At 59.9% G+C, this 25,495-nt stretch carries 25 protein-coding genes, 4 tRNA genes and 1 riboswitch; of the genes, 22 read left to right on the top strand and 7 right to left on the bottom strand.

Features of this window, described 5'->3' with window-relative positions:
* Nucleotides 1–58 precede the first annotated feature (58 nt).
* Complete coding sequence (locus HF257_RS00860) at nt 59–622, top strand: recombinase family protein (protein ID WP_185704047.1); 564 nt, start codon at nt 59–61, stop codon at nt 620–622.
* Between the two features lie 139 nt (nt 623–761).
* On the opposite strand, the gene HF257_RS00855 is transcribed toward HF257_RS00860, so the two are convergent.
* Nucleotides 762–1,751 (bottom strand): zinc-dependent alcohol dehydrogenase family protein, encoded by a 990-nt coding sequence (locus HF257_RS00855; protein ID WP_185704049.1) that lies wholly within the window; start codon nt 1,749–1,751, stop codon nt 762–764.
* Nucleotides 1,752–1,853: 102 nt separating this feature from the next.
* On the opposite strand from HF257_RS00855, the gene HF257_RS00850 reads away from it, so the two are divergent.
* The 7 genes from HF257_RS00850 (at nt 1,854) to HF257_RS00820 (ending at nt 6,174) form a co-directional block, all read left to right on the top strand.
* A complete protein-coding gene (locus HF257_RS00850) occupies nt 1,854–2,753 on the top strand; it encodes a LysR family transcriptional regulator (protein ID WP_185704051.1) in 900 nt (299 codons plus the stop codon).
* Nucleotides 2,754–2,843: 90 nt separating this feature from the next.
* A complete protein-coding gene (locus HF257_RS00845; RefSeq protein WP_185704053.1) occupies nt 2,844–3,092 on the top strand; it encodes a hypothetical protein in 249 nt (82 codons plus the stop codon).
* A 12-nt stretch (nt 3,093–3,104) separates the two neighbouring features.
* Nucleotides 3,105–3,659 carry a nucleotidyltransferase family protein gene (locus HF257_RS00840; protein ID WP_185704055.1) on the top strand — a complete coding sequence of 185 codons (555 nt, stop codon included), beginning with the start codon at nt 3,105–3,107 and terminating at the stop codon, nt 3,657–3,659.
* A gap of 72 nt (nt 3,660–3,731) precedes the next feature.
* Nucleotides 3,732–4,172, top strand: a complete 441-nt coding sequence (gene tspO, locus HF257_RS00835) for a tryptophan-rich sensory protein TspO (protein WP_185704058.1) — start codon at nt 3,732–3,734, stop codon at nt 4,170–4,172.
* Nucleotides 4,172–5,104, top strand: coding sequence for an alpha/beta hydrolase fold domain-containing protein (locus tag HF257_RS00830; RefSeq protein WP_185704060.1), 933 nt, complete (start codon nt 4,172–4,174; stop codon nt 5,102–5,104). The genes tspO and HF257_RS00830 overlap by 1 nt, the downstream gene beginning before the upstream one ends.
* Before the next feature lie 48 nt (nt 5,105–5,152).
* Complete coding sequence (locus HF257_RS00825; protein ID WP_332872194.1) at nt 5,153–5,692, top strand: hypothetical protein; 540 nt, start codon at nt 5,153–5,155, stop codon at nt 5,690–5,692.
* Complete coding sequence (locus tag HF257_RS00820) at nt 5,689–6,174, top strand: GNAT family N-acetyltransferase (RefSeq protein WP_332872195.1); 486 nt, start codon at nt 5,689–5,691, stop codon at nt 6,172–6,174. The genes HF257_RS00825 and HF257_RS00820 overlap by 4 nt, the downstream gene beginning before the upstream one ends.
* A 127-nt stretch (nt 6,175–6,301) precedes the next feature.
* Here the strand turns inward: HF257_RS00820 and HF257_RS00815 are convergent, their stop codons facing one another.
* The 4 genes from HF257_RS00815 to HF257_RS00800 all read right to left on the bottom strand — a co-directional run bounded on the left by HF257_RS00815 (nt 6,302) and on the right by HF257_RS00800 (nt 10,925).
* Complete coding sequence (locus tag HF257_RS00815) at nt 6,302–7,066, bottom strand: ABC transporter ATP-binding protein (RefSeq protein ID WP_185704062.1); 765 nt, start codon at nt 7,064–7,066, stop codon at nt 6,302–6,304.
* Complete coding sequence (locus tag HF257_RS00810; RefSeq protein ID WP_185704064.1) at nt 7,063–8,067, bottom strand: FecCD family ABC transporter permease; 1,005 nt, start codon at nt 8,065–8,067, stop codon at nt 7,063–7,065. Before HF257_RS00810 ends, HF257_RS00815 begins: the two co-directional genes overlap by 4 nt.
* Nucleotides 8,064–9,074, bottom strand: a complete 1,011-nt coding sequence (locus HF257_RS00805) for an ABC transporter substrate-binding protein (protein WP_185704066.1) — start codon at nt 9,072–9,074, stop codon at nt 8,064–8,066. The genes HF257_RS00810 and HF257_RS00805 overlap by 4 nt, the downstream gene beginning before the upstream one ends.
* A 115-nt stretch (nt 9,075–9,189) precedes the next feature.
* Nucleotides 9,190–9,383, bottom strand: a riboswitch (cobalamin riboswitch).
* A gap of 159 nt (nt 9,384–9,542) precedes the next feature.
* Nucleotides 9,543–10,925 (bottom strand): aldehyde dehydrogenase family protein, encoded by a 1,383-nt coding sequence (locus HF257_RS00800; protein WP_185704068.1) that lies wholly within the window; start codon nt 10,923–10,925, stop codon nt 9,543–9,545.
* Between the two features lie 103 nt (nt 10,926–11,028).
* Between HF257_RS00800 and ptrR the strand changes: the two genes are divergently transcribed.
* Nucleotides 11,029–11,901, top strand: coding sequence for a putrescine utilization regulator PtrR (gene ptrR, locus HF257_RS00795; RefSeq protein ID WP_185704070.1), 873 nt, complete (start codon nt 11,029–11,031; stop codon nt 11,899–11,901).
* A 108-nt stretch (nt 11,902–12,009) separates the two neighbouring features.
* Here ptrR and HF257_RS00790 read toward each other — a convergent pair whose 3' ends face one another.
* Together HF257_RS00790 and HF257_RS00785 are read right to left on the bottom strand one after the other, a co-directional pair.
* A complete protein-coding gene (locus tag HF257_RS00790; RefSeq protein WP_185704072.1) occupies nt 12,010–12,219 on the bottom strand; it encodes a hypothetical protein in 210 nt (69 codons plus the stop codon).
* A 99-nt stretch (nt 12,220–12,318) separates the two neighbouring features.
* Complete coding sequence (locus HF257_RS00785) at nt 12,319–13,515, bottom strand: amino acid aminotransferase (protein WP_185704074.1); 1,197 nt, start codon at nt 13,513–13,515, stop codon at nt 12,319–12,321.
* A 343-nt stretch (nt 13,516–13,858) separates the two neighbouring features.
* On the opposite strand from HF257_RS00785, the gene uvrB reads away from it, so the two are divergent.
* From uvrB to HF257_RS00720, 13 genes are all read left to right on the top strand, one after another.
* Nucleotides 13,859–15,874 (top strand): excinuclease ABC subunit UvrB, encoded by a 2,016-nt coding sequence (gene uvrB / locus HF257_RS00780; protein WP_185704076.1) that lies wholly within the window; start codon nt 13,859–13,861, stop codon nt 15,872–15,874.
* Between the two features lie 199 nt (nt 15,875–16,073).
* Nucleotides 16,074–17,555, top strand: coding sequence for a glutamate--tRNA ligase (gene gltX / locus HF257_RS00775; protein ID WP_185704078.1), 1,482 nt, complete (start codon nt 16,074–16,076; stop codon nt 17,553–17,555).
* Between the two features lie 147 nt (nt 17,556–17,702).
* Nucleotides 17,703–17,778, top strand: a tRNA-Ala gene (locus HF257_RS00770).
* Between the two features lie 79 nt (nt 17,779–17,857).
* Nucleotides 17,858–17,933 (top strand) — tRNA-Glu (locus tag HF257_RS00765).
* A gap of 50 nt (nt 17,934–17,983) precedes the next feature.
* Nucleotides 17,984–18,059 (top strand) — tRNA-Ala (locus HF257_RS00760).
* A 79-nt stretch (nt 18,060–18,138) separates the two neighbouring features.
* A tRNA-Glu gene (locus HF257_RS00755) sits at nt 18,139–18,214 on the top strand.
* Nucleotides 18,215–18,395: 181 nt separating this feature from the next.
* Nucleotides 18,396–18,935, top strand: coding sequence for a TetR/AcrR family transcriptional regulator (locus HF257_RS00750; RefSeq protein WP_185704080.1), 540 nt, complete (start codon nt 18,396–18,398; stop codon nt 18,933–18,935).
* A 14-nt stretch (nt 18,936–18,949) separates the two neighbouring features.
* Complete coding sequence (locus tag HF257_RS00745; protein ID WP_185704082.1) at nt 18,950–19,783, top strand: alpha/beta hydrolase; 834 nt, start codon at nt 18,950–18,952, stop codon at nt 19,781–19,783.
* Nucleotides 19,784–19,822: 39 nt separating this feature from the next.
* Nucleotides 19,823–20,257, top strand: a complete 435-nt coding sequence (locus HF257_RS00740) for an acyl-CoA thioesterase (RefSeq protein WP_185704084.1) — start codon at nt 19,823–19,825, stop codon at nt 20,255–20,257.
* A gap of 55 nt (nt 20,258–20,312) precedes the next feature.
* Nucleotides 20,313–21,278 (top strand): tRNA dihydrouridine synthase, encoded by a 966-nt coding sequence (locus HF257_RS00735; RefSeq protein ID WP_185704086.1) that lies wholly within the window; start codon nt 20,313–20,315, stop codon nt 21,276–21,278.
* A gap of 622 nt (nt 21,279–21,900) precedes the next feature.
* Nucleotides 21,901–23,088, top strand: coding sequence for a hypothetical protein (locus HF257_RS00730; RefSeq protein WP_185704088.1), 1,188 nt, complete (start codon nt 21,901–21,903; stop codon nt 23,086–23,088).
* Nucleotides 23,089–23,361: 273 nt separating this feature from the next.
* Nucleotides 23,362–24,120, top strand: coding sequence for a hypothetical protein (locus HF257_RS00725; protein WP_185704372.1), 759 nt, complete (start codon nt 23,362–23,364; stop codon nt 24,118–24,120).
* Between the two features lie 101 nt (nt 24,121–24,221).
* The gene (locus HF257_RS00720; RefSeq protein ID WP_185704090.1) at nt 24,222–25,493 is read left to right on the top strand and encodes a hypothetical protein; all 1,272 of its coding nucleotides are present in this window, start codon (nt 24,222–24,224) and stop codon (nt 25,491–25,493) included.
* Nucleotides 25,494–25,495 lie beyond the last annotated feature (2 nt).

Raw genomic sequence — 25,495 nt, 5'->3', positions numbered from 1 at the left:
TAGTTACAGTTTGTACAAGTATGCAATGACTGCGTACAGGTATTGCCAGGGAGGCACCATGAGATTACACCGCATCAAATATTTCCGGCGTGCTCTACAAGCAGCGGAGGGTTCCGTAGTGAAAACAACGGGCCATGATGTATTTGACGCCGTGTTTTGCGATGACCCTGCAGACACTGCCGCGAACCGCGCAGGCCTTGAACGGCTAGTTCGTTATCTGCAGCGTGGAGATACGGTGGTAGTGGACAGCATGGCGTCGCTCTCCTCCAGTACCGAGCAGTTATGCGCCATCATCCGCCGACTGATTGAAAAGCAGGTAACGCTAGAGTTTTTGAACGAGCACTTGGTGCTCCGGTATGACCGTCTTGAAACGGTACAACCCATCATTGCGGTCATGGAGTTGTTCGCAGAGTTTGAACGCGCCGCGACGAGGGAAAAACAGGCGGCGGGCATTGCGACTGCAAAAACTCGCGGTTCTTACAGGGGGCGCAAGAAGAAACTGTCCGACAATCAGGTTGTAAGTTTAATTGACCGCGCCGGTACGGGAGAAAGTAAATCGAAGTTGGCGCGTGATTTTGATATTAGTCGCCAGACACTTTATCGGTACTTGAAGTCAACTTAGAGGGTTTTTCAGGTGCCTGCTGAGCGGGAGCGTTTTTGAGGTGCTGCTTCCGGCCGGTAGGCGAATCGCACTCTGTTTAGTCCGCAGAGTCGAGCCACCGCCTTTGGCCGAAAGCAAATACGTTCCTAGAACAACGCCCTCACACTGTCACCACCACCTTGCCCACTTGCTGGTTAGCCTCCAAAAACCGATGCGCCTCCTGCACTTCTTCCAGCGCAAACGTCTTCGCGATCACAGGCGCCAACGCTCCCGAAGCCAGCCCATCCAAGATGAACGCCTTGGCCCTTGCCAGCACCACAGGGTCGGCCACGATTTCCGCGTACAGGTAGCCCTTGAGCGTCAAACATTTCCCCAGCACGGTAAACAGCGGGAATGGCGTCGGCTCCGAGCTCAGTGCGCCGTACTCCAGCAATATCCCGCCCTTGGCCATGCTCTGTGTGAGGGCGTCAAAGCCCGGCCCGCCAATGGGATCGAACACCACGCGGGCACCTTCGCCATTGGTGAGTGCCATCACGCGGTCGACCAGGTTTTCTTCATCGCTGACGATGACATGGGTCGCGCCTGCCTCCAGCAACGCCTGCTTTTTCGCACGGGTGCGAGTCACGGCGATGGCGGTGGCACCGACGCTGCGGGCGATCTGGAAGGCAGCCAGGGCGACGCTGCTGGAGGCGGCGGTTACCAGGACCACGTCACCTTGGGTCAGTTTGGCTTGTTCCACCAAGGCGCCCCAAGCGGTGACGTACTGCATCCACGAGGCGGCTGCTTGGACGAAGCTGAGGTTGTGCGGGTGCTTGACGGTGAGGTGCGCGGGAACGTTGGCCACTTCGCCGTAAGTGCCCCAGCGGGCGATGTCCAGCGGTGGGATGACGCTGACGGCGTCACCTGCCTGCAGCTCGGTGACGTTGGCACCCACCGCGATCACCACGCCGGCGGCTTCGTAGCCCAGACGGCTGGGGAATTCGGCTTCTTGCAGGTAGGCGTGGTTGCGGAACATCACCTCGGCACGGTTGAGGCCGAAGGCTTTGACGTCGATCTGTACTTCGTCGGCGGCGGGAGCGGGGACGTCGACGTCTTCCAGTTTCAAGACGCTGGCGTCGCCGTAGGCGTGAATTCTGACAATGCGTGCCATGGTGTTGTCCTCGATGTGAATAAGTAAGGCGTTCAATTTAGGCTTGGAGCGGCGGGGGATAAAGGCCTAGGATGGCGCAACACTAGAAACAAAGAGTTTCCAATGGACCGTCTGACGTTGATGGCCACGTTCGTCAAAGCCGTAGAGTTGGGTTCGTTCAGTGCAGTGGCCGATGAGCTGAACCTGTCGCCGCAGTTGATCGGCAAGCAGGTGAAGATGCTGGAGCAGCATCTGGGCGTGTCGCTGCTGCATCGCACTACGCGCAAGCAGAGCCTGACCGACTTTGGGCGCACGTTTTACCAGCGTGCCAAGTTGATCCTGGCGGATATGGACGCCGCCGAAGAAATGGCCGCCGTAACCCGTGGCGTTCCCAGCGGGCGTTTGCGCATCAACGCGCCGGTCACCTTCGGCGTGAGCACGCTGGCGCCGCGCTTGCTGGAATACATGGTCAAGTACCCGCAGGTGGCGGTGGACCTGACCTTGTCCAACGAACTGATCGACCTGGTGGAGGACGGCTATGACGTGGTGTTCCGCATCGGCGAGCTGGCTGACAGTGGCTTGAAAGCCTTGCCCCTCAGGCCCTACCAGATGGTGTTGTGCGCAGCACCGGCGTATTTGGCGCGTCGCCCGGCGATCACCAACCCTTGGGATTTGCAGGAGCATGAATGCCTGGCGTTTGCCTATTCTGATGGGCGCTCTTACTTGTATTTCGACGGGCCACAGGGGCGGGTGGAGGTGCCGATTACAAGCCGATTGACGATTAATCAGGGTGACCCGCTGTTGTCCGCCGCGGTGGCGGGGTTGGGCGTGGTGTTGTTGCCGCAGGAGTTGGTGCATGACGCGCTGCGCAAGGGAACGTTGGTGGCGTTGTTGCCGGATTACAACGTGCCGCCGTCGCCGATGAACCTGTTGTATGCCGCGGGGCGACAGGTGACACCGAAAGTGCGCAGTTTTGTGGATTTTGCTAAGGGGGTGTTTGGACGGGATGAGGCGCGGTCATGAAAACGGCCCCTTGATGGAGATATCGGTCTACCATGCCTCCCCGGCAGTGGTTCCACGCGCTACCGATCTCTCTCTTACAAGGTATCGCTCATGTCCATCGACCAAATCAGCCTGCCCAAAGGCGTAGGCCCTCACGCCACCAAGCTCTTTGACGCAATCACCGGCGCCCCCACCCACGAAGAACTAAACCGCGCAGGCGGTAAAGCCGAAGGGTTCGTGCTGGGGTTGGAGTCCACCAAAGCCATCAAAAGCCAGATCGCCGAGTCTTTGTATGTGGTTTACGATGACGCGGCGACCCAACGGGCCAGTGAACTGAAGGCGACCGCGCGCCACGCTTAGAAAGGACTGTACATGACATTGACCGTCGACACCTTGCTCAAACTGGCCATGGCCAATCCCATCAACGCCGAAATCACTGCGCGCCTGCCTGCCTTGGGCTTGGACCAGTGTTTTCTGACGGCAGGCTGCCTGTTCCAGGCGGTGTGGAATCATCAGTCGAATTTGCCTGCTGACCAAGGGGTGAAGGACTACGACGTGTTCTATTTCGATACGGACGTGTCCTACGAGGCAGAGGATGCGGTCATTCGTGCGGCAGAGGCGTTGTTCCAGGACCTGGGCGTTAATGTCGAGGTGAAGAACCAGGCGCGGGTGCATCTTTGGTATGGGCAGCGGTTTGGCCGGCCTTACCCGCAGTTGCACACGGCCAAGCAGGGGATTGATCGCTACCTGGTAGCGGGCACGTGCATCGGTTTGGAGGTGGCGACGGGCGAGGTGTATGCGCCGTATGGGCTGGAGGATGTGGAGCAGGGCGTGCTGCGGATCAACCCAGTGCATCCAGAGCAGGCGTTGTTTGAGGCGAAGGCCAAGAGTTATCAGGCGCGCTGGCCCTGGCTCAAGATTGTTTAGCCTGCCGCCTGGCAGTGAACTTTTACCCGTCTGCCACACGTCCAAGCTGAAACACCCAGCCAAGGACCGACCATGACCTTCTTCATCTTCCTGCTCGCCTGCGCCGCCGCCGCCAGTACCGGCGTCCTCTTCAAGCCCGGTGCCTGGTACGAATCCCTAGTCAAGCCCAGCTTTACCCCTCCCAACTGGCTGTTCCCGGTGGCGTGGACGATCATCTACCTGTTACTGGCCTGGGCCGGTTACCGCCTAAGTTTGATCCCGGACAGCCAGGTTGTATTGGCGCTGTGGGCGGCACAGATTGCGTTGAATACCTTGTGGACGCCGGTATTTTTCGGCGCGCATCGCATCCTGGCCGGCATGGTGATTCTGGCGGTGCTGTGGCTCACCGTGGCGGCGATGGTGGTGTTGGCGGTGCGCCTGGATTTGATCACCGGCTTGATCCTGTTCCCTTACCTGGCGTGGCTGTGCGTGGCGGCGGCGTTGAATTTTTCGATCTTGCGGAATAACCGCTGATGGCTCACAACCTCTGGCCTGCCAGCGACGTTGAATTGGCCGAGATGCGTCGTTTCAACAAGAAGCTCGCGTGGATGCCGCGCTTCAAAATCCGCAATCGCGTGACACCGCGCTTGATTCAGGCGTTGTTGCGCGTCAGTCAGAAACTAAAAAACGCACCAGCGGCTGAAGTCCAGCACGCGGGCTCGGTCCCTCTGCGCATCCTGCGTCCTAGCGGTAAACCCAAGGGCGTGGTGCTGGATATCCACGGCGGTGGTTGGGTGATCGGTAACGCGCAGATGGATGACGAGCTCAACCTGGGCATGGTCAACGCCTGCGATGTGGCGGTGGTGTCGGTGGATTATCGGCTGGCGGTCGACACGCCAGTCGAAGGCTTGCTGCAGGACTGCCTCACTGCCGCACACTGGCTGCTGAACGCCGATGAGTTTGCGGGCCTGCCGGTGATTATCGTCGGCGAATCGGCGGGCGGGCACCTGGCGGCGGCGACGTTGCTGGCCTTGAAACAATCGCCGGAGCTACTCAAGCGAGTGAGTGGCGCGCTGCTGTATTACGGCGTCTACGACCTGACCGGTACGCCGAGCGTACGCGCAGCGGGGCCGGATACGTTATTGCTGGACGGGCCAGGCATGGTCGACGCGCTGCGCCTGCTCACACCAGGGCTGAGCGACGATGAGCGTCGACAGCCGCCGTTGTCACCGCTGTATGGCGACTTCGCGGGGTTGCCGCCGGCGCTGATGTTTGTCGGGGAATTGGACCCGCTTAAAGACGACACGTTGTTGATCGCTGAGCGATGGCCCGGTGCGCAGGTGTATCAGGTGCCGGAGGCAGCGCATGGGTTTATTCATTTTCCGGTGGGGATGGCGAAAAGTGTGTTGGCTCATGGTCGCGAGTGGATAACCCATCAATTGAGCGGCGCGATTCTAAATCCCTAGTCGCTCGAGTAACCTCTCGCCGCCCGACGTCAGAGCCAAGGAAAGCACGTGAAAGTTCTGCAAGGATTCATCGGTCTATCGGCTCTGTACCTACTGGCCGGCTGCGAGAACGTCACCGAAAAGACCTTCCGCTTCGACGTTCCCTACGGCTACTTCGAGACCGCATTCCGCCAGGACGTCACCGGCAATGGCCAGTTCACCTGCAAGGTCACCACTGACAACCAGGACCGTGGCGAGAAGTGGGTGCCATCGGTGATCCTTGCGGCCGCCGAAGACAAGGCCGAAGACGATACGTTTTTCCTTTCCAGCTTCACGCCGGCCGACAGTGACCAGCGTGTATTCAAGCTGCGCACCTTCAACAAGGCGAAGCCGATCATCGACACCGTGTTCCAACAGGCCCGCGACCAGGACGGGGTGTATACGCTGCGCCTGACCTGGCAAGCGGATGGGGCTATCGGTTATCAGGTTGAAAACGCTGGTACCTGGGAGGAGAAGAAGCTGGTCGCGAAGCCCGGCTTTACGGTGCGCCATGTCAGTGTGCATGCGTCGGGGATAAAGGGCAGTGCAGTGTGTGAGTTGCGTCAGTGATCATCCAGCCTGTTGTGGCGGTTGATATCCCGCAAGTGTTGACCTTCGTCCTGCAGGCCCGCGCCGAATTGTTCCCCAAGCTCAGCGCCGTCGACATGCCGGATGACCTCGCGCAATTCGAAGCTACTTACCTACAGGGCGACGGGCGATTCTTGGTCGCCCGCAATGACGGCCAGATCGTCGCGGCCATTGGTTATCTGCCGTATGACCACCGTTTCTCCCAACTCAATTACCAAAACCGTAAGACGGTGGAAGTGGTGCGCCTGTTTGTGTTGCCAGCCTTTCGTCGATTTGGCTTGGCAGGGCGGTTGTACCGTGCACTTGAAGCGCTGGCGCAAGCGGAGGGGGTTGAGGTGGTGTACTTGCATACCCATCCGTTTTTGCCGGGGGCGATTGATTTCTGGGTGAGGCAGGGGTTTGCGTTGGTGGATGTCGAGGCGGATTTGGTGTGGCAGACGACGCATATGCAGCGGTTGCTTTAGAACCCTGTGGGAGCGGGCTTGCTCGCGAATGCGGTGGGCCAGCCAACACGAATGGCACTGACCCACCGTATTCGCGAGCAAGCCCGCTCCCACATTGGTTCCTGGGTGTTTTTGTAATCGTGGTTGGTCAGTGCGAACGTAGCCGCAGAATCTGCGCCCCGTCGAATGGGTCTGTCAGGTAATGCGCCTGTACCCCAAACGTGTCTTGCAACCGTTGCGGCGTGAGCACCTCCATCGGCTTGCCCAGTGCCACTAACCGTCCGCGATCCAGCACCGCCAGGCGATCACAGGTCAGCGCCTGGTTCAGGTCATGCAGGGCGATCAGCGTCGTGACCGGCAGCGCTTGAACCCCTTTGAGAATCGCCAACTGATGCTGGATATCCAGGTGATTGGTCGGCTCATCCAGCAACAAAATCTGCGGCCGTTGCGCCAAGGCGCGGGCGATGTGCACGCGTTGGCGTTCGCCGCCGGAGAGGCTGCGCCAGGCGCGTTGGCTCAGGTGGGTGGCGTCTACATCGTGCAAGGCCTGGCGCACGATGGCGTCGTCTTCGATGGACCAGGGGTTCAGTGCCGATAACCACGGCGTGCGGCCCAGGGCCACGGCGTCGAACACGCGGATGGCGTCGTCGGTGTCGGCTTGTTGCTCCACTACCGCCAGTTGTTGCGCGATCGTGCGGCGAGACAACTGCCCCAGGCGTTGGCCCCCCAGCAGCACCTCGCCGCACGCCGGAGTGCGCAGCCCGGCCAGCAACTTGAGCAGGGTGGATTTGCCGGAGCCGTTTGGCCCGACAATGCCGAGGGTTTCGCCCAGTTGTACGTCCAGATGAATGTCGCGCAGCAACTCGGCGTCACGCACCTTGAAGCCCAATGCGCGGCAACTGAGCACGCTCATCGTGCGTTCCTCCGGCCGATCAGAATCAGCGCAAACACCGGTGCGCCGACCAGTGCAGTGACCACGCCGACCGGAATCACTTGGCCCTTGATCAACGTGCGCGACAGCACATCCGCCGCAATCAAAAACAAAGCGCCGCCCAACGCACTGGCCGGCAGCAAACGCGAATGCCCGGTCCCCAGCAGCAGGCGCACGGCATGGGGAATCACCAGTCCGACAAAACCGATGGAGCCAACAATCGACACCATCACCGCCGTCACCAACGCCGCGCAGCCTACCAGCACAAACTGCACACGCCGCACCGGAATGCCCAGCGACGCCGCCGAGTCGGTGCCAAAGGTAAACGCATCCAGCGCGCGACGATGCCACAGGCACACCGCCAACCCTGCGACCGCTACCGGCACCGCCAGCCAGACGGAAGGCCAGCGTACGCCACTGAGGTTGCCCAGCAGCCAGAACATGATGCCGCGCGCCTGTTCAGAGCTGGCTGACTTGGTGATGAGGAACGCGGTGAGTGCATTGAACAACTGCGAACCGGCGATGCCGGCGAGGATGATCTGCCCGGTGCCGCTGGACGAACCGCTGGCGCGCGCCAGCAAAATCACCAGCGCAAACGCCGCCATCGCACCGACGAATGCACCGGCCGACAACGAAATCAAACCGCCGCCCACGCCGATCAGCGCCACCAACACCGCGCCGGTTGAGGCGCCGGCGCTGATGCCCAGCAAATAGGGATCTGCCAGCGGGTTGCGCAGCAACGACTGCAGGATCACCCCGCACGTCGCCAGCCCGGCCCCACATGCGGCGGCGACCAGGGCACGGGTCAGGCGGTAGTTCCACACCACGCCTTCATCGATAGGGTCCAGCACATAACCGGCCGCCCACAGCTTGTTGGCCAGTACCTGCAGCACTACCTGGGGCGAGATGGCCGTTTCGCCGATGGCCACGCCGGCGAGTACGGCAACCACGAGCAGGGCCAGGGCGAGTAGGGTGCGGATCATTTGGGCAGGTCGTAGCCGTCGATGGCCGTGGCCAGTTGTTCAAGGCCGTCGAACATGCGGATGCTGGCCTGCAATGCCAGGGCGTCGAGGATGATGATGCGGTTGTTTTTCACCGCGTCCATGTTGCGCGTGACCGGGTCGCTGCGCAGGAAGGCGAGTTTCTTTTCATGGTCGTCGGCGGGGTAGCGGCGACGGTCCATTCGCGCGATCACTAAAAAGGTTGGGTTGGCCTTGGCGATGGTCTCCCAGCCGACGGCGGGCCACTCTTCATCGGACGGCACTACGTTGTGCAGGCCAAGCGTCTCCAGCATGAATTGCGGAATGCCCTTGTGACCAGCCACGTAAGGGTCGCTGGCCATTTCGGAGCTGGAGAACCACACCAAGGCGCTGGCTTGCTTGAGGCCTTTGCCCTGCACGGTGGCGATGGATTTGGCCAGGCGCGCCTTGAGTTCGTCATTCAGCTGTTGGCCGCGCTCCTGGACGTCGAAGATCTCAGCCAACTGGCTGATACTTTTGTAGATCGTCTCGATGCGGAACGGCTCCAGGCGCGTACCGTCGGCGCCCACCAGGTTGTCCTTGCCTTCGCAGTCGGAGGGCAGCAGGTAGGTGGGGATTTTCAGCTCGTGGAACTGTTCGCGAGTACCGACCACGCCTTGGGGGCCGACCACCCATTCCAGCTCGGCGGCCACCAGTTGCGGGCGCTTGGCGATCACCGCTTCAAAGCTCGGCTCGTTGTTGGCCAGCCGTTCGATAGTGTCGTTCTGGGTTTTGAATTGCGGCAATACGCTGTTGAACCACAGCGACGTACCGACCACTTTATCGCCCACGCCCAAGGCGTAGAGCATCTCGGTGGCGGCCTGGCCGATGGTCACGCTGCGCACTGGTGCCTGTTGGAACGTGAGGGTGCTGCCGCAGTTTTCCACTGTCAGCGGGTAATGAGTGGGCGCAGCCTGGGCCAGGGCACAGAAGCCAAGGCCGGTGAGCAGGGCGGTAACGCGTGGCAGCATGGGGCAATCTCCGTGAGAACCGTACAGTGAGCTGGGGAGGTACGGTGTGGAAATACAGCCATGAACGCTGCCGAGGGGCAGGGCAAGGATGTCCTTCCCGGACACCCCGCCGGTGAGTCATAAAGCTTGGCCGGCAGGTCTCCTGACTCATGCGTCGTCGCCAGGCTCCGGCCTTCCCGGACAGGGTCCAGTGGCATAAAGGAGCAGGCTCGGCACTTACAGTTGCGGGGGCAGTTCCGATTGACGCGAGGGGTCGCGCTTCGGATTCCCTATTAGTCCCGTTTGGGAACCGGCGCGGTATGGTAGTCGATCACAGTGATTTGCGGGAACTTTGTAGTGAGCGGGCTTGCCCCGCGCTGGGGGGCGACGCCGCCCTAAACCCAGGCGCCTCGGTTTTTCTGAAACACCTCAGCGGCCTTGTTGGGGCGGCTTCGCCCCCCAGCGCGGGGCAAGCCCGCTCACTACAGGTTATTTTCGGTCTAGCCACACAGTCTGCGCGTTGCAGAACTCGCGCACGCCGAAGTGCGACAGCTCGCGGCCAAAGCCGCTTTTCTTGATCCCGCCAAACGCCACCCGAGGGTCGGACACGCTGAACGCGTTGACGAAGATCCCGCCGGTTTCCAGTTGATTAGCGATGTCCCGTGCCTTTGCGGCATCGGTGGTGAAGATGCTGGCGGTGAGGCCAAACTCGCTGTCGTTCGCCAGGGCCACGGCGTGGTCGGCGTCGCGGGCAGTGATGATCGATGCCACCGGGCCGAACAGTTCCTGTTTGAACGAGGTCATCTGGTCGGTGACGTCTGCCAATACAGTCGGCTCATAGTAGTTGCCTGCGCCTGCGACTTTATTGCCGCCCAGCAGCAGGGTGGCGCCTTCTTCCAAGGTGGCCTGGACCTGGCCGTGCAGTTCGTCGCGCAAGTCGAAGCGGGCCATCGGGCCGATGTAGGTGGCGTCAGATGTCGGGTCGCCCATCACCAGCGCACGGCTGGCCTCCAGGAACTTGGTGGTGAAGGCGTCCACCACACCGGCTTCGATGATCAGGCGCTTGGCGGCGGCGCAGACTTGGCCGCTGTTCTGGAAGCGGCCGATCAGCGCGGCTTGCACGGCAGCGTCGAGGTCGGCGTCGTTGAGCACGATGAACGGGTCGGAGCCGCCCAGTTCCAGCACGCATTTTTTCAGCGCGGCGCCGGCTTGAGAGCCGATGGCGATACCGGCACGTACGCTGCCGGTGAGGGTGACGGCAGCGACGCGAGGGTCGGCGATGGCTTTGGACACGCCTTCGTTGGTCACGTTGACCACTTCAAAAGTACCTTCGGCAAAACCAGCTTTCTGGAAGGCTTGCTGGATCAGGTAGGCGCTGCCCATCACGTTCGGTGCATGTTTGAGCACAAAGGTGTTGCCGGCGAGCAGGGTCGGTACGGCACCGCGCAGCACTTGCCAGACCGGGAAGTTCCACGGCATCACGGCGAAGATCGGGCCCAGTGGGCGGTATTCGATCTGCGCGCTGCCGTTGTCCACCAGGGTGGGTTCCGGGGCGAGCATGGCCGGGCCGTGGGCGGCGTACCACTCGCTGAGCTGGGCGCATTTTTCGATTTCGGCGCGGGCTTGGGCGATGGGCTTGCCCATTTCCAGAGTGATCATCTGCGCCATGTCTTCGGCTTGTTCACGCAGTGCGGCGGCCAGGCCCAGCAGCAGCTCGGCGCGCTGGCTTACCGGTTGACGGCGCCAGGTGCGGAACGCGGCGGTGGTGCGTTCCAGGGCGGCATCCAGTTGCGACTCGCTTTCGTACGCGTAGCTGCCGACGGTTTCGCCGTTGGTAGGGTTGATCGAAAGGGCGTGGGTGGTTGCGTTCATGGCACCGTCCTGCTGAATGAGTGGGTTGAGTTCAGCCTACGGGGCTATCTCTTTTCTGGAAACTGAATAATATTAAGCAATACATTCACGATTGGAGAATGACGTGGACCTGGTGCAGTTGGAGATCTTCAAGGCCGTTGCCGAGCAAGGCAGCATCAGCGCCGCCGCACAGTTGATTCATCGCGTACCGTCGAACCTGACCACGCGCATCAAGCAACTGGAGCAGGATCTGGGCGTTGAGTTGTTCATTCGCGAGAAAAGCCGTTTGCGGTTGTCGCCGGCCGGCTGGAATTTCCTGGGCTATGCGCGGCGTATCCTCGACCTGGTACAGGAGGCCCGCGCCACGGTGGCGGGGGAGGAGCCCCAAGGCGCATTTGCCCTGGGCTCGCTGGAAAGCACGGCAGCGGTGCGTATTCCGGCGTTGCTGGCGGCGTATAACCAGAAGCACACCAAGGTCGAGCTGGACCTGAGCACCGGGCCGTCGGGCACTATGATCGAAGGCGTGCTGTCAGGGCGCCTGGCGGCGGCGTTTGTCGACGGGCCGGTGTTGCATGCAACGCTGGAAGGCGTGGCGGTGTTTGAAGAAGAGATGGTGGTAATCGCCCCGCTGCATCACGCACCGATTACGCGTGGGCAGGATGTGAACGGCGAGAACATCTACACCTTCCGTTCGAACTGCTCGTACCGGCACCACTTTGAGCGCTGGTTTTCACAGGATGGGGCGGTGCCGGGCAAGATTTTCGAGATCGAGTCGTACCACGGGATGTTGGCGTGTGTCAGTGCGGGTGCGGGTTTGGCGCTGATGCCTCGCAGCATGCTGGAAAGCATGCCGGGGTTTGCGGCGGTGAGTGTGTGGCCGCTGGCGGATAGCTTTCGGATCTTGCACACCTGGCTGATCTGGCGGCGGGGGACGGTGTCGCAGAGCTTGAACAGCTTCGTAAAACTGCTGGAAGAACGCAATTTGGCAGCGCCCTAGATCAAGTGTGGGAGCGGGCTTGCTCGCGAATGCGGTGGTTCAGTCACACATGTGTTGCCTGACACACCGCATTCGCGAGCAAGCCCGCTCCCACATTTTTGATCTTTATCAGCCGCCAAATTGCAGGGTGCCCATGGCCAGTTTTGCCATGATCGCTGTTGCGCCCAACTGCACCAACCACAACGCCAATCCGCCGAGGAACACCCCCAGCGCCACTTGCAACACCAGGCTTTTCTGGCGCTTGGGTTGTGGCGCGCGCGGGGCATAGTCATCCAGTTCGTCGCGGTCGGCGCGCAGGTCCAGGTCGTCGTTTCTCATAGGTCTCTCACAGCAAAGGGGCGGGCAAGGTTCAGTCTAGGAGCTGGGGACAAAAAAGGGGAAGCCATCGGCTTCCCCTCCTGTGCAACGGCTACAGGCTTACAGCACCTGAACGATTGCCTTTGTGACCGCGTCAATGTTCGACTGGTTCAACGCCGCGACACAGATACGGCCAGTGTCGAGGGCGTAGATGCCGAACTCGCTGCGCAGACGAGTGACTTGCTCAACGGTCAGGCCGGAGTAGGAGAACATCCCACGCTGGCGGCCAACGAAGCTGAAGTCGTGGCCTGGAGCAGCCTTGGCCAGTTCGGCCACCATCTGCTCGCGCATGCCACGGATGCGCAGGCGCATTTCAGCCAGTTCGGCTTCCCACTGGGCGCGCAGCTCAGGGCTGTTGAGCACCGCGGCAACAATCGCTGCACCGTGGGTAGGCGGGTTGGAGTAGTTGGTGCGGATCACACGCTTGACCTGGGACAGGATGCGCGCGCTTTCTTCCTTGGACTCGCCGACGATGGACAGTGCGCCCACGCGTTCGCCGTACAGGGAGAACGATTTGGAGAACGAGCTGGACACAAAGAACGTCAGGCCGGATTCGGCGAACAGACGCACGGCAGCCGCGTCTTCGTGGATACCGTCGCCAAAGCCCTGGTAGGCCATGTCGAGGAACGGCACCAGGTTCTTGGCCTTGACCACGTCCAGCACGTTCTGCCAGTCGGCCGGGCTCAGGTCGACGCCGGTCGGGTTGTGGCAGCAGGCGTGCAATACCACGATGGACTGTGGCGGCAGGGCGTTGAGGTCTTCGAGCAGGCCGGCACGGTTCACGTCATGGGTGGCGGCGTCGTAGTAGCGATAGTTCTGCACCGGGAAGCCGGCGGTTTCGAACAGCGCGCGGTGGTTTTCCCAGCTTGGGTCGCTGATGGCGACGACGGCGTCTGGCAGCAGTTGCTTGAGGAAGTCCGCGCCGATCTTCAAAGCGCCTGTGCCGCCAACGGCCTGCACGGTGGTGACGCGGCCAGCGCTCAGCAATGGCGATTGCTCGCCAAACAGCAGGGTTTGCACGGCTTTGTCATAAGCTGCGATGCCATCGATGGGCAGGTAGCCACGAGCGGCGTGTTGCGCCACGCGAATGGCTTCCGCTTCGGCAACGGCACGCAAGAGTGGAATCTTCCCCTCCTCGTTGCAGTAAACGCCCACGCCAAGGTTGACCTTGGTGGTTCGTGTATCGGCGTTGAATGCTTCGTTGAGGCCCAGGATAGGATCGCGTGGTGCCATTTCGACAGCGGAGAACAGGCTCATTTTTGCGGCAGCTCTATGGGGGATAGGAGGGACGTGTCGCGCTCCAGCCGAATGCACTAGAGCGGTGCACAAACGGGGAGCTAGTATAGAGGCCATCACGGCGCAGGGCGACAACCGAAACGGCTTTTCGGCCAAGTTTTTCGGTTTATTTGCTGACCGTTAGTCTTATTGCAACATTGAATGTGGACGGGGTGTCAGACGATTGCCTTGAAACCCGTCACATTCGCCACCACTTCTATGGCTATCATGGTTTTTTCCTACGACCCGCTCTGAATCTTCGCGGGTAGTGGTCTTTTTCGTCCCCGACGGGTTTACAGTCCGGGGTGACTTCACGAGGTACGTTATGTCGGATTTCCAACTAGTCACCCGTTTTGAACCCGCCGGCGATCAGCCGGAAGCCATTCGCCAGATGGTCGAAGGCATCGAGGCCGGCCTGGCCCACCAGACGCTGCTCGGGGTGACCGGTTCGGGCAAGACGTTCAGCATTGCCAACGTGATCGCTCAGGTCAACCGCCCCACCTTGGTGCTGGCGCCGAACAAAACCCTGGCCGCGCAATTGTACGGCGAGTTCAAGTCGTTCTTCCCGAACAACGCGGTGGAGTATTTCGTCTCCTATTACGACTACTACCAGCCCGAAGCCTACGTGCCGTCGTCCGATACCTTCATCGAGAAAGACGCCTCGATCAACGACCATATCGAGCAAATGCGCTTGTCGGCCACCAAGGCACTGCTAGAGCGCAAGGACGCGATCATCGTCACCACGGTGTCGTGCATCTACGGCCTGGGTAGCCCCGAAACCTATTTAAAGATGGTGCTGCACGTCGACCGTGGCGACAAGCTTGACCAGCGTGAACTGCTACGGCGCCTGACGAGCCTGCAATACACCCGCAACGATATGGACTTCGCCCGCGCCACGTTCCGCGTGCGCGGCGATGTGATCGACATCTACCCGGCCGAATCCGACCTGGAAGCGATCCGCATCGAGTTGTTCGACGATGAGGTCGAGAGCCTGTCGGCCTTCGATCCGTTGACCGGCGAGGTGATCCGCAAGTTGCCGCGCTTCACCTTCTATCCGAAAAGCCACTATGTAACGCCCCGCGAGACCCTGATGGGCGCCATCGAGGGAATCAAGGTTGAGCTGGCAGAGCGCCTGGAGTACCTGCGCGCCAACAACAAGCTGGTGGAAGCCCAGCGCCTGGAGCAGCGTACCCGCTTCGACCTGGAGATGATCCTGGAGTTGGGCTATTGCAACGGCATCGAAAACTACTCGCGCTACCTCTCGGGGCGCGATTCCGGCGCGGCGCCGCCGACGTTGTATGACTACCTGCCGGACGATGCGCTGTTGGTGATCGACGAGTCCCACGTCAGCGTGCCGCAAGTGGGGGCCATGTATAAGGGCGACCGTTCGCGTAAAGAGACGTTGGTGGAGTACGGCTTCCGCCTGCCGTCGGCATTGGATAACCGGCCGATGCGCTTCGATGAGTGGGAAGCCATCAGCCCGCAGACCATCTTCGTGTCTGCCACGCCTGGCAACTACGAGGCCGAGCATGCGGGTCGTGTGATCGAGCAGTTGGTGCGCCCAACCGGCTTGGTAGACCCCCAAATCGAAATTCGCCCGGCGCTGACCCAGGTCGATGACTTGCTCTCGGAAATCACCAAGCGTGTGGCCTTGGAAGAGCGGGTGCTGGTCACCACGCTGACCAAGCGCATGTCCGAAGACCTCACCGACTACCTGGCCGACCATGGCGTGCGCGTGCGTTACCTACACTCGGACATCGACACCGTGGAACGCGTGGAGATCATCCGCGACCTGCGCCTGGGCACCTTTGATGTGCTGGTGGGGATCAACCTGCTGCGTGAAGGTTTGGACATGCCGGAGGTGTCGCTGGTGGCGATCCTCGATGCTGACAAGGAAGGCTTCCTGCGTTCCGAGCGCTCGCTGATCCAGACCATCGGCCGTGCTGCGCGTAACCTCAATGGCCGGGCGATTCTCTACGCGGACCGCATCACCGGCTCCATGGAGCGGGCGATTGGCGAGACCGAGCGCCGTCGTGATAAGCAAATTGCCTTTAACCTGGAGCACGGGATCACGCCCAAGGGCGTGTTCAAGGACGTTGCCGACATCATGGAAGGCGCCACTGTGCCCGGCTCGCGCAGCAAGAAGCGCAAGGGCATGGCCAAGGCCGCCGAGGAAAGCGCCAAGTACGAGAACGAACTGCGCTCGCCGAGTGAGATCACCAAGCGCATTCGCCAGTTGGAAGAGAAGATGTACCAGTTGGCGCGTGATCTGGAATTTGAAGCGGCGGCACAGACGCGCGATGAGATTGGCAAGTTGCGTGAGCGCTTGTTGGCTGTTTGATCTGCGGTGACTGACCTGGCGCCTTCGCGAGCAAGCCCGCTCCCACATTTGACCGATTTCCAACATGGGAATGCAGTCGAATGTGGGAGCGGGCTTGCTCGCGAATGCAGGCACCTCGGTCTGCCAGAACCCCCCACGCTGGTGTTACCATTCGCCCCTTGTTTCAATTTTCTGTTTCATCGCCCATTCGAGACCCGCCATGACCACCGTCCGCACGCGCATCGCGCCATCGCCCACTGGGGATCCCCACGTAGGCACTGCTTACATCGCCTTGTTCAACTACTGCTTTGCCAAGCAGCACGGTGGTGAATTCATCCTGCGGATCGAAGACACCGACCAAGTGCGCTCCACCCGTGAGTCGGAGCAGCAAATTTTCGATGCCCTGCGCTGGTTGGGCATTACCTGGGCCGAAGGCCCGGATGTCGGTGGCCCGCACGGCCCATATCGCCAGAGCGAGCGCAGCGATATTTACAAGCAGTACACCCAGCAACTGGTGGACATGGGCCATGCATTCCCATGCTTCTGCACTGCTGAGGAACTGGACCAGATGCGCGCCGAGCAACAGGCCCGTGGCGAAACCCCGCGCTACGACGGCCGTGCGCTGCTGCTGTCCAAGGAAGAAGTAGCCCAACGCCTGGCTGCCGGAGAACCCCACGTGATCCGCATGAAAGTGCCGAGCGAAGGCGTGTGCGTGGTGCCGGACATGCTGCGCGGCGACGTCGAGATCCCATGGGATCGCATGGACATGCAAGTGCTGATGAAGACCGACGGCCTGCCGACGTACTTCCTGGCCAACGTGGTCGACGACCACCTGATGGGCATCACCCACGTGCTGCGTGGCGAAGAATGGCTGCCATCGGCACCTAAGTTGATCCTGCTCTACGAATACTTCGGTTGGGAACAACCGCAGTTGTGCTACATGCCGCTGCTGCGTAACCCGGACAAGAGCAAGCTGTCCAAGCGCAAGAACCCGACCTCGGTGACCTTCTACGAGCGCATGGGCTTCATGCCCGAAGCGATGCTCAACTACCTGGGCCGCATGGGCTGGTCGATGCCCGACGAGCGCGAGAAGTTCTCGCTGCAGGAAATGGTCGATAACTTCGATCTGTCCCGCGTGTCCCTGGGCGGGCCGATCTTTGATATCGAGAAGTTGTCGTGGCTCAACGGCCAATGGCTGCGCGATCTGCCGGTGGAAGAGTTCGCCAGCCGCGTGCAGCAGTGGGCGTTGAACCCCGAGTACATGATGAAGATCGCGCCGTTGGTGCAGGGCAGGGTGGAGACGTTCAGCCAGGTCGCACCGTTGGCCAGCTTCTTCTTCGCCGGTGGCGTGAGCCCGGATGCCAAGTTGTTCGAGTCCAAGAAGCTCTCCGGCGACCAGGTGCGTCAGCTGATGCAGTTGATCCTGTGGAAGCTGGAAAGCTTGCGTCAGTGGGAGAAGGATGCGATCACCGCGACGATCCAGGCGGTGGTGGAATCTCTGGAGCTGAAATTGCGCGATGCGATGCCGCTGATGTTTGCCGCGATCACGGGGCAAGCGAGTTCGGTGTCGGTGCTGGATGCGATGGAAATTCTCGGCCCGGACCTCACGCGTTTCCGTCTGCGCCAAGCCCTTGATTTGCTTGGTGGTGTGTCGAAAAAAGAAAACAAAGAGTGGGAAAAGCTGTTGGGCGCTATCGCTTAATCAGCCTGCTGCAACGACGAAACCCCGGTTTTCCGGGGTTTCGCCGGTAAGTGATTGTTATCCCGGCAAAAAACTTTGGAAATTGTTGAAAATAAATTTGACACACTTCCAAACCGCCATTAAGATTCGCCCCGTCCTCACCGATGAGGGGCTATAGCTCAGCTGGGAGAGCGCTTGCATGGCATGCAAGAGGTCAACGGTTCGATCCCGTTTAGCTCCACCAATTTACAGGTTCAAGGTCTGGCCACACCGTCCTTGAATCGATCAGAACTCAGCTCTGATCACGTTGTACAGAAGGTTTTGTCCCCTTCGTCTAGTGGCCTAGGACACCGCCCTTTCACGGCGGTAACAGGGGTTCGAGTCCCCTAGGGGACGCCAGTTTCAACAAGCAGTTCGAAAGGTCTGCTGCGCCGCGAGGCGAAAAATCTGGGGCTATAGCTCAGCTGGGAGAGCGCTTGCATGGCATGCAAGAGGTCAACGGTTCGATCCCGTTTAGCTCCACCAATTTACAGTTCCAAGGTTCCGGCCACACCGTCCTTGGTTCGATCAGTCTCAGCCTGATCACGTTGTACAGAAGGTTTGTGTCCCCTTCGTCTAGTGGCCTAGGACACCGCCCTTTCACGGCGGTAACAGGGGTTCGAGTCCCCTAGGGGACGCCACGATTACCCGCTCTGCGGGATTTTTAAGGGTCATTCAATTATTGAATGGCCCTTTTGTTTGTCTGGCGTTTGGCCAATTATCTTCTCAATTCCCCTTTCTCTTCTGACCAATGGTCATGCCTGTCGCTTGCCAAATATTATTATGGTAATAATATTCAATCCATGAACATCGGAGGCAATGATGAGCGATAAAAAAGCGCAAACCCGCGAACGCATTTTGCAAGCCGCCAGCGCTGCGTTGATTCAGCGTGGACCGGCTGAGCCGAGTGTCGGTGAAGTCATGGGGGCGGCGGGGCTGACCGTCGGTGGGTTCTACGCGCACTTCGAAAGCAAGGATGCGCTGATGCTGGAGGCCTTTACGCAATTGTTGGCCAGGCGTCGCGCGTCGATCGACGATATGGACGCCCAATTGACCGGCGAAGAGCGTAGAGGCTTGGTGGCAGCGTTCTACTTGTCACGCAAGCACCGCGACTCAACCGTGCATGCCTGTCCGATCCCGGCAACGGTCGGCGAGATGAGCCGTTTGCCGGACGAGTTTCGCCAGGCGCTGAACGAACACTGCGAACTGATGGCCGCGCAGCTCGCCGTCAGCCCCGAGGATACCGACAAGGCCCTGGCCGACATGGCATTGATGATCGGTGGCTTGGCCTTGGCGCGAGCCCTGGGCCCGGGTGAGCTTTCTGACCGTGTGTTACGCGCCGCCAAGTCGGCGGTGCGCTGAGGAGGGTTTGGATCATGGGCGCACTGACATGGATTCGTGGTTTCAATGGCACCGTGGGCCGCCTGGCACCGCATTCGGTGGCCAGCAAAATGCGTCGAACCTTCATGACGCCTCGGGATTTGCCGCCGCGTGACTGGGAGCTGCCGCTGTTGGCGCAATCGGAGCGCATCACTCTGCGTTTCGGCTTGTCGGCTCTGCGTTGGGGCCAAGGGCCTGCCGTATTGCTGATGCACGGCTGGGAAGGGCGCCCGACCCAGTTCGCCAGTCTGATCACGGCCTTGGTCGACAACGGTTATTCAGTGATCGCACTGGATGGGCCTGCCCACGGTCGCTCGCCTGGGCGTGAAGCGCATGTGCTGCTGTTCGCTCGGGCGATGCTCGAAGCGGCGGCCGAGTTGCCACCGCTGCACGCAGTGGTCGGCCATTCCATGGGCGGTGCCAGTGCGATGCTGGCCGTGCAATTGGGCTTGCGTACCGAGGCTCTGGTGAGTATTGCCGCGCCGTCGCGGTTTCTGGATGTGCTGCGTGGTTTTGCCGGAATGGTGGGTTTGCCATCAAGGGCGCGCTCGGCGTTTATCCAGGAAGTCGAGTTGACGATGGGAATGCCGCTCAAGCATCTGGACGTCGCGCACTATCAGATGAATATCCCTGGCCTGATCGTGCATGCCGAGGACGACACCTTTGTGCCGGTCAAGGCCTCGCAAATGATCCATGACGCCTGGTTCGACAGCCGCTTGCTGCGCCTGGAGCAGGGTGGCCACCAGAAAGTATTGGCCGACCCACGCGTCATCGATGGCGTGTTGGCATTGCTGGCGGGTCGTCGTTTACAGGAGCGGCAAACCGCCTGATACACTGCCCCGCCGAGATTAATCGACTGGGAGCAACGCATGGGCTGGGATTTGACAACGCCGTTTATCATCGATCTGCAGGTTGGGGCAGAGGACATCGATGGCCTGGGGCACGCTAATAATGCGGTGTACGTGTCCTGGCTGGAGCGCTGCGCCTGGCGACATTCCCAGCGTCTGGGGCTGGACCTTACCGAGTACCGCCGGCTGGATCGCGCCATGGCGGTAGTACGCCACGAGATCGACTACCTCGCGGCAGGTTATGAGGGTGACGAACTCCAGCTCGCTACCTGGATTGTCGATTGGGACCAGCGCCTGAAAATGACCCGGCGTTTCCAGCTGTTCCGCCCTAGCGACGGGGCGACTCTGCTGCGTGCGCAAACCACTTTCGTCTGCATCGAGCTGTCCACTGGCAAGCCCAAGCGCATGCCTGCGGAATTCCTCGACGGTTATGGTCCCGCCCTGACAGGGGGTTAACGGTTGCCGTAGGAAACCCAGTAAACTGCGCCACGATTTTTGTTGAGTGTTTTCCATGCAAATTGCTTTGGCGCCCATGGAGGGGTTGGTCGACAACATCCTGCGGGACGTGTTGACCCGCGTGGGCGGTATTGACTGGTGCGTGACCGAATTTATTCGCGTCAACGACCGCCTGCTCACCCCAGCCTACTTTCACAAGCTCGCCCCGGAATTGCTGCACGGCGCGCACACCGCTGCGGGCGTGCCGTTGCGTGTGCAATTGCTCGGCTCAGACCCTGTGTGTCTCGCGGAAAACGCTGCCTTGGCCTGCGAGTTGGGCTCCCAGGTGATCGACCTGAACTTCGGCTGCCCGGCCAAGACCGTGAATAAATCCCGGGGTGGCGCGGTGTTGCTCAAGGAGCCGGAGCTGCTCAACCAGATCGTCGAGCACGTGCGGCGTGCCGTACCTGCTCATATCCCGGTCACCGCCAAAATGCGCCTGGGCTTCGACAGCCCGGACGGCGCGCTCGTGTGCGCCACTGCCTTGGCCGAAGGTGGTGCGGCGCATATCGTGGTGCATGCCCGCACCAAGACCGATGGCTACAAACCGCCCGCCCACTGGGAGTGGATTCCTCGTGTGCAGGACGTGGTCAAGGTGCCGGTATTCGCCAACGGCGATATTTGGTGCGTTGACGATTGGAAGCGTTGCCGTGAAGTCAGCGGTGCCGAAGACATCATGCTCGGCCGTGGCTTGGTGGCGCGCCCTGACCTGGCGAGGCAGATCGCCGCCGCACGGGCTGGCGAAGAGGTGGTTGAGATGACCTGGGCACAGATGCAGCCCATGCTTCAGGACTTCTGGGCGCAGTCGGTGGCCCAACTGACTGAAAAGCAGGCGCCGGGTCGCTTGAAGCAATGGCTGGCGATGCTGACCCGTAACTACCCGGAAGCGGTGGAGCTGTTCACAGCACTGCGTCGGGAGACGGGGCTTGAGCAGGTCAGTCGCTTGCTGGGGATGGCTCATCCGCAGCAATTTGAGTCATAAGCTGCAACGCTTGAATAGCCTTGAGCGAAGTGGATGCGCTCTTTAAGCGAGTCCTATGTTTCAAGAAAATGCCCCGTATCGTTTGATGCGGGGCATTTTGCGTTGAACGGGAAGTTAAGTTCGCCTAACTATTAGCGATAGGGTGTTTTGTTAGTGAGTAATGGCGTTATTTTAATGTCAGTTTGAAACATCGAGAGAGGTGCGATTTTTTTAGGGGCAAAATAAAACGGTCTGTAATATTAATTGTTTTTCTGCGAGATAGGTTTTGTATTTTGCTTATGGGCGGCTAGGTACTATTTGCGTGCGCGAAATACCAGAGTAATTGTCTGTGCTGGCCTTGTAATTATATCGGAGAGTTGCTTGCTTTACGGTTTATTAGCATGTGTGTCCCACTAAACAGGCTTGGAAGGCGTGATTAAAGGGCTTTAAGAAAGAGTCACGGGGAAAAGTCTGAAAATTCTGTTTGGTTTCCTTATGTGAAGCGCGATTTCTGGAACTCGATAGCGCCACTGTCCACGAAAGTAATGACTGTGAAGCAGCGTTGTTGTTTGCAGTTCATCAATGCTATCGCTGACCTGGCCCTCTAACGGAGTCAGGCCGCGCTGATTTAAGGAACCCAAGAATGTCTTTATCGATTAATAACTCGCCCTTCGTCAAAGTTGATACCTCGCCCATGGAGCGCCCGGTGTTGCCAGCGACAGCAACTGGGGTGAATCAAACAGCCTCCTCTCATCACTCTGCAGGTGTTCATGTTCCTGTGCGCAATGACAATGCCAAGGGGGGACAAAATGAGGTGATATTCAATTCAGGTGCATTTACCAAGTTATTCGACATGCTTGAGCTGGTTTTTAAAACCATGCGTGAAATGTTCGCCGGAAAGAATATAACTCCCGATGTATTACCCGACGCTGAGAGGTCGCCGAAAGTAAAACCTGATGCAGGCCCACAACCGAAGGTGAAGCCTGATGCCGGCCCACAACCGAAGGTGAAGCCTGATGCAGGTCCACAACCGATGGTGAAGCCTGATGCAGGTCCACAACCGATGGTGAAGCCTGATGCAGGCCCACAACCGATGGTGAAGCCTGATGCAGGCCCACAACCGATGGTGAAGCCTGATGCTGGTCCACAACCGATGGTGAAGCCTGATGCAGGCCCACAACCGATGGTGAAGCCTGATGCCGGTCCACAACCGATGGTGAAGCCTGATGCCGGCCCACAACCGATGGTGAAGCCTGATGCAGGCCCACAACCGATGGTGAAGCCTGATGCTGGTCGGTTGAGGCCCGTGCTACCTGGGCCGACCGTTCCAGTGCTGCCGGCCGTACCCAAACCGGTTGTCAATGTGACCAATGACGCCAATGCGCAGGTCAAGGTCGAAGTAAACGTTAACCATTGTCATTGTCCTGACACTAAGTCGGAGCATGACAAAGGCTTTAGGCCAAGAGTTGCACCGGATGTAAGTGTGACGCCACAACCAGCGCCCACGGTCGTGCCGCAGACTGACACCAAGCCAAGCGTACCGCCAAAACCCGACACCACCCCCAAGCCAGGCGTGACGCCACAACCAGCGCCCACGGTCGTGCCGCAGACTGACACCAAGCCAAGCGTACCGCCTAAAGCCGACGCCACGCCCAAACCAGGCGTGATGCCGCAACCCCAGCCACCGGTCATTCCTGATAACGATGCAAAGCCAACAGTAAATCCAGACCGGCCCCAACCTCTGCCTGACTTGACCAGCCCCGCACCCGGGAATGATCGAGGAGAGCGTAACCGTCCGGGTGTCAACCACCGCACATGGCTTAGGACCTGAAACGTCAGCCGGTATTTCAATTCTTTTGATACAGACAGAGCATCCTCGGAGAGCCATCCGGGGAGGCTCTTAATCACGGAGGTTTTCATGTCGTGTTGTTCGATTAAAAGCGTGGCGCGTGTAGTGGACGTGCGTCAGGTGTTGACGCCTAACGCCCTGGTTGCGACCAATGAGGTCGTGCCACCCGGCACCCTGGCCGGGATTGATTATGCTTCGACGACGCGGGTAAAAGAGCCGCTCGGCGCTGCGACGGTTGGCGACAATCCGGCTGCTATCAATACCTTGGTGGCGTTGTTTACTTCGTTTTTCACCCAGTTGATTAATCTCATCTCGGACAAAAAAGACAAGGTCATTCCGGACGTCTCCCCCAAACCCGAAATTAAACCTCGGGTCGTGCCAGAGCCTGAACAACCAAGGCCCGAGGTTGCTGCGCATATTCCGGGGCTGTCCGATAAACGAAAGGGTGCCAAACCTGGAAATATCTGGAGTGGCTTCCGCCAAGGGCCTGACGGTAACTGTGTAACGGTCTCGGCCATCAAAGCCGCCATGTACAAGTTTGGCCAAAGCCCTACCGATATCTTCAAGGAGGTGAGGAGGGAGGGCAGCGGTTATCGAGTCACTATGCGCGACGATTATGTCTTGACCCTGACAGACCGAGAGTTGGCGGTGGGCGCGCGAGGTTCGCGATTTGTCGGCCCTGACGCGGGCATGCTCAAGGACGCGCAATTCCTTTTCGCGGTCAGTGCCAAGCGTGCACACATGGAAAACAACGATGGTACGGCGGACAGGAGTTTTGAAGCCGGTGTCCACAGTTTGAACAATGGGGAAGATGAGCGCGGTCCTGGTGAAGGCTTCCTGCGTTTGGGCTTGAGGAAGCATATGCGGCGGGTCAGCGTGCGAGAACTCGCCAATGGTCAGCTAGGCATGTGCAATCGAACCGGGCATTCGGTGGCCGTTATCAACGGTCGCGAAGAATTGTGGGGCAAGCAAGGGTCGGCGCCGACACGAGGGGACGCCATCGCGTTGGTGTGATGGGGGGAATGTCATGCATGCGGCCAGCGCCTCAAGGCCATCAACCAGTTTGCGAAAGGAGTGCCCTGGCCGCATGTTTCACACAAGCAGGAGGTAGCAAGATGAGTATCTCGATGATGGGCCGTTCGGTTATGGCGGGGGCCCCTCAAACCGATTTTTTCTACCGCGCCGGTGCACCGCCAGCCGCCAGTGCCATCGACGCGTTCAGTGTCTCCCAAAGACGATTTGGTGAAAGCTTTGACTGCAGCACCCACGCCGCTGTTATCAAAATGATGATGATGACGTTGGGTCAACGCCTGGCGGACATGTTTGATCAGATCCAGCCGTCCGGTGATGGCTACTGCATCACGATGAAAGACGAGTTCAAGGTTCACCTGTCTCGTCATGAGTTGAGCCAGGCGGCGCAGGCTTCCAGGTTTACCGGTGAAGACGGTGAGTCGGTCGCCACTGCCAACGTGGTGTTTGCCGCCTTTGTGAAGCGCAAGCAATTGACCGGAGGCTACTCGACATTTGAAGCGGCCTTGGCCAGGACCATCGAAGGTGAAACAGCCCAACGCTGTCTGCAGGGCATGGGTGTGTTCGGGCTTTCCAGCTTTGTTCCGGTGAGCGAATTGACGGGGAAGGACGCAGTAGGCGTGCTGGAAACCCATAACCGTGGCGCGGCACTGGTAAGTGAGGGTGTCATGCATGACTACGGTGAGCAGCGGCACGTGGACCGGGGCTACGGATACACGTTGTTCAATGACAGGCAATCGCTCCCCAGCGATGGCTGGAAGGTGACTCATGTTGCGGCCAGCATGGATTCTGCAAAGATCTGGGATGGGTTCTACCAAGGCGTGCAAAGCAATTGCGTCACGGTATCGGCGATCAAGGCAGCCATTATCCGGTTCGGCCAGGTCCCCAGCGGGATCTATAAGCATATCCAGGTCACCGAGCAGGGGTTTGACGTGCTCATGCGCGACTCATTCCGCGTGCAGTTGACCCACGATGAAGTGCGTCAGGCCGCCGCTGCGTCGAACTTTCGTGGCACTGATCCTCAATTGCTGGACTACGCCAACTTCCTCTACGCCGTCAGCGCCAAGCGGGCGCAATGGGAGAACAACGACTTCCGTGGCAGGCAAAGCTACTCGGTAGCCCTGGAAACCCTCAATGACGGCGAGCATCCCGGTGAGGCACTTCGACGCCTTGGACTGTACGGTTACCTGCGTGACAGCACGGTTGAGGCGCTGGCGGGTGGGGCGGTCGGCACCCTGGCCGACAGCGCCCACTCTGTTGCAGTGATCAATGGGACGCTGGACCTCTATGGGTTGCCACTTGATCTGGCGTCGTCGCGTTGGATGCGCGGCGGTCTAAGGGCGCTGACATTGGTGTAGCG

It is taken from the genome of Pseudomonas cremoris, assembly GCF_014230465.1.
Note: the sequence above shows the minus strand (reverse complement) of the source record. Positions and strands in the feature narration are given on the sequence as shown.

What these genes read in the sequence shown, in the direction of transcription:
- HF257_RS00860 (WP_185704047.1), top strand. Translation starts at nt 59, where the DNA reads ATGAGATTACACCGCATCAAATATTTCCGGCGTGCTCTACAAGCAGCG.
- HF257_RS00855 (WP_185704049.1), bottom strand. Translation starts at nt 1,751, where the DNA reads ATGGCACGCATTGTCAGAATTCACGCCTACGGCGACGCCAGCGTCTTG.
- HF257_RS00850 (WP_185704051.1), top strand. Translation starts at nt 1,854, where the DNA reads ATGGACCGTCTGACGTTGATGGCCACGTTCGTCAAAGCCGTAGAGTTG.
- HF257_RS00845 (WP_185704053.1), top strand. Translation starts at nt 2,844, where the DNA reads ATGTCCATCGACCAAATCAGCCTGCCCAAAGGCGTAGGCCCTCACGCC.
- HF257_RS00840 (WP_185704055.1), top strand. Translation starts at nt 3,105, where the DNA reads ATGACATTGACCGTCGACACCTTGCTCAAACTGGCCATGGCCAATCCC.
- tspO (WP_185704058.1), top strand. Translation starts at nt 3,732, where the DNA reads ATGACCTTCTTCATCTTCCTGCTCGCCTGCGCCGCCGCCGCCAGTACC.
- HF257_RS00830 (WP_185704060.1), top strand. Translation starts at nt 4,172, where the DNA reads ATGGCTCACAACCTCTGGCCTGCCAGCGACGTTGAATTGGCCGAGATG.
- HF257_RS00815 (WP_185704062.1), bottom strand. Translation starts at nt 7,066, where the DNA reads ATGAGCGTGCTCAGTTGCCGCGCATTGGGCTTCAAGGTGCGTGACGCC.
- HF257_RS00810 (WP_185704064.1), bottom strand. Translation starts at nt 8,067, where the DNA reads ATGATCCGCACCCTACTCGCCCTGGCCCTGCTCGTGGTTGCCGTACTC.
- HF257_RS00805 (WP_185704066.1), bottom strand. Translation starts at nt 9,074, where the DNA reads ATGCTGCCACGCGTTACCGCCCTGCTCACCGGCCTTGGCTTCTGTGCC.
- HF257_RS00800 (WP_185704068.1), bottom strand. Translation starts at nt 10,925, where the DNA reads ATGAACGCAACCACCCACGCCCTTTCGATCAACCCTACCAACGGCGAA.
- HF257_RS00790 (WP_185704072.1), bottom strand. Translation starts at nt 12,219, where the DNA reads ATGAGAAACGACGACCTGGACCTGCGCGCCGACCGCGACGAACTGGAT.
- HF257_RS00785 (WP_185704074.1), bottom strand. Translation starts at nt 13,515, where the DNA reads ATGAGCCTGTTCTCCGCTGTCGAAATGGCACCACGCGATCCTATCCTG.
- uvrB (WP_185704076.1), top strand. Translation starts at nt 13,859, where the DNA reads ATGTCGGATTTCCAACTAGTCACCCGTTTTGAACCCGCCGGCGATCAG.
- gltX (WP_185704078.1), top strand. Translation starts at nt 16,074, where the DNA reads ATGACCACCGTCCGCACGCGCATCGCGCCATCGCCCACTGGGGATCCC.
- HF257_RS00750 (WP_185704080.1), top strand. Translation starts at nt 18,396, where the DNA reads ATGAGCGATAAAAAAGCGCAAACCCGCGAACGCATTTTGCAAGCCGCC.
- HF257_RS00745 (WP_185704082.1), top strand. Translation starts at nt 18,950, where the DNA reads ATGGGCGCACTGACATGGATTCGTGGTTTCAATGGCACCGTGGGCCGC.
- HF257_RS00740 (WP_185704084.1), top strand. Translation starts at nt 19,823, where the DNA reads ATGGGCTGGGATTTGACAACGCCGTTTATCATCGATCTGCAGGTTGGG.
- HF257_RS00735 (WP_185704086.1), top strand. Translation starts at nt 20,313, where the DNA reads ATGCAAATTGCTTTGGCGCCCATGGAGGGGTTGGTCGACAACATCCTG.
- HF257_RS00730 (WP_185704088.1), top strand. Translation starts at nt 21,901, where the DNA reads ATGTCTTTATCGATTAATAACTCGCCCTTCGTCAAAGTTGATACCTCG.
- HF257_RS00720 (WP_185704090.1), top strand. Translation starts at nt 24,222, where the DNA reads ATGAGTATCTCGATGATGGGCCGTTCGGTTATGGCGGGGGCCCCTCAA.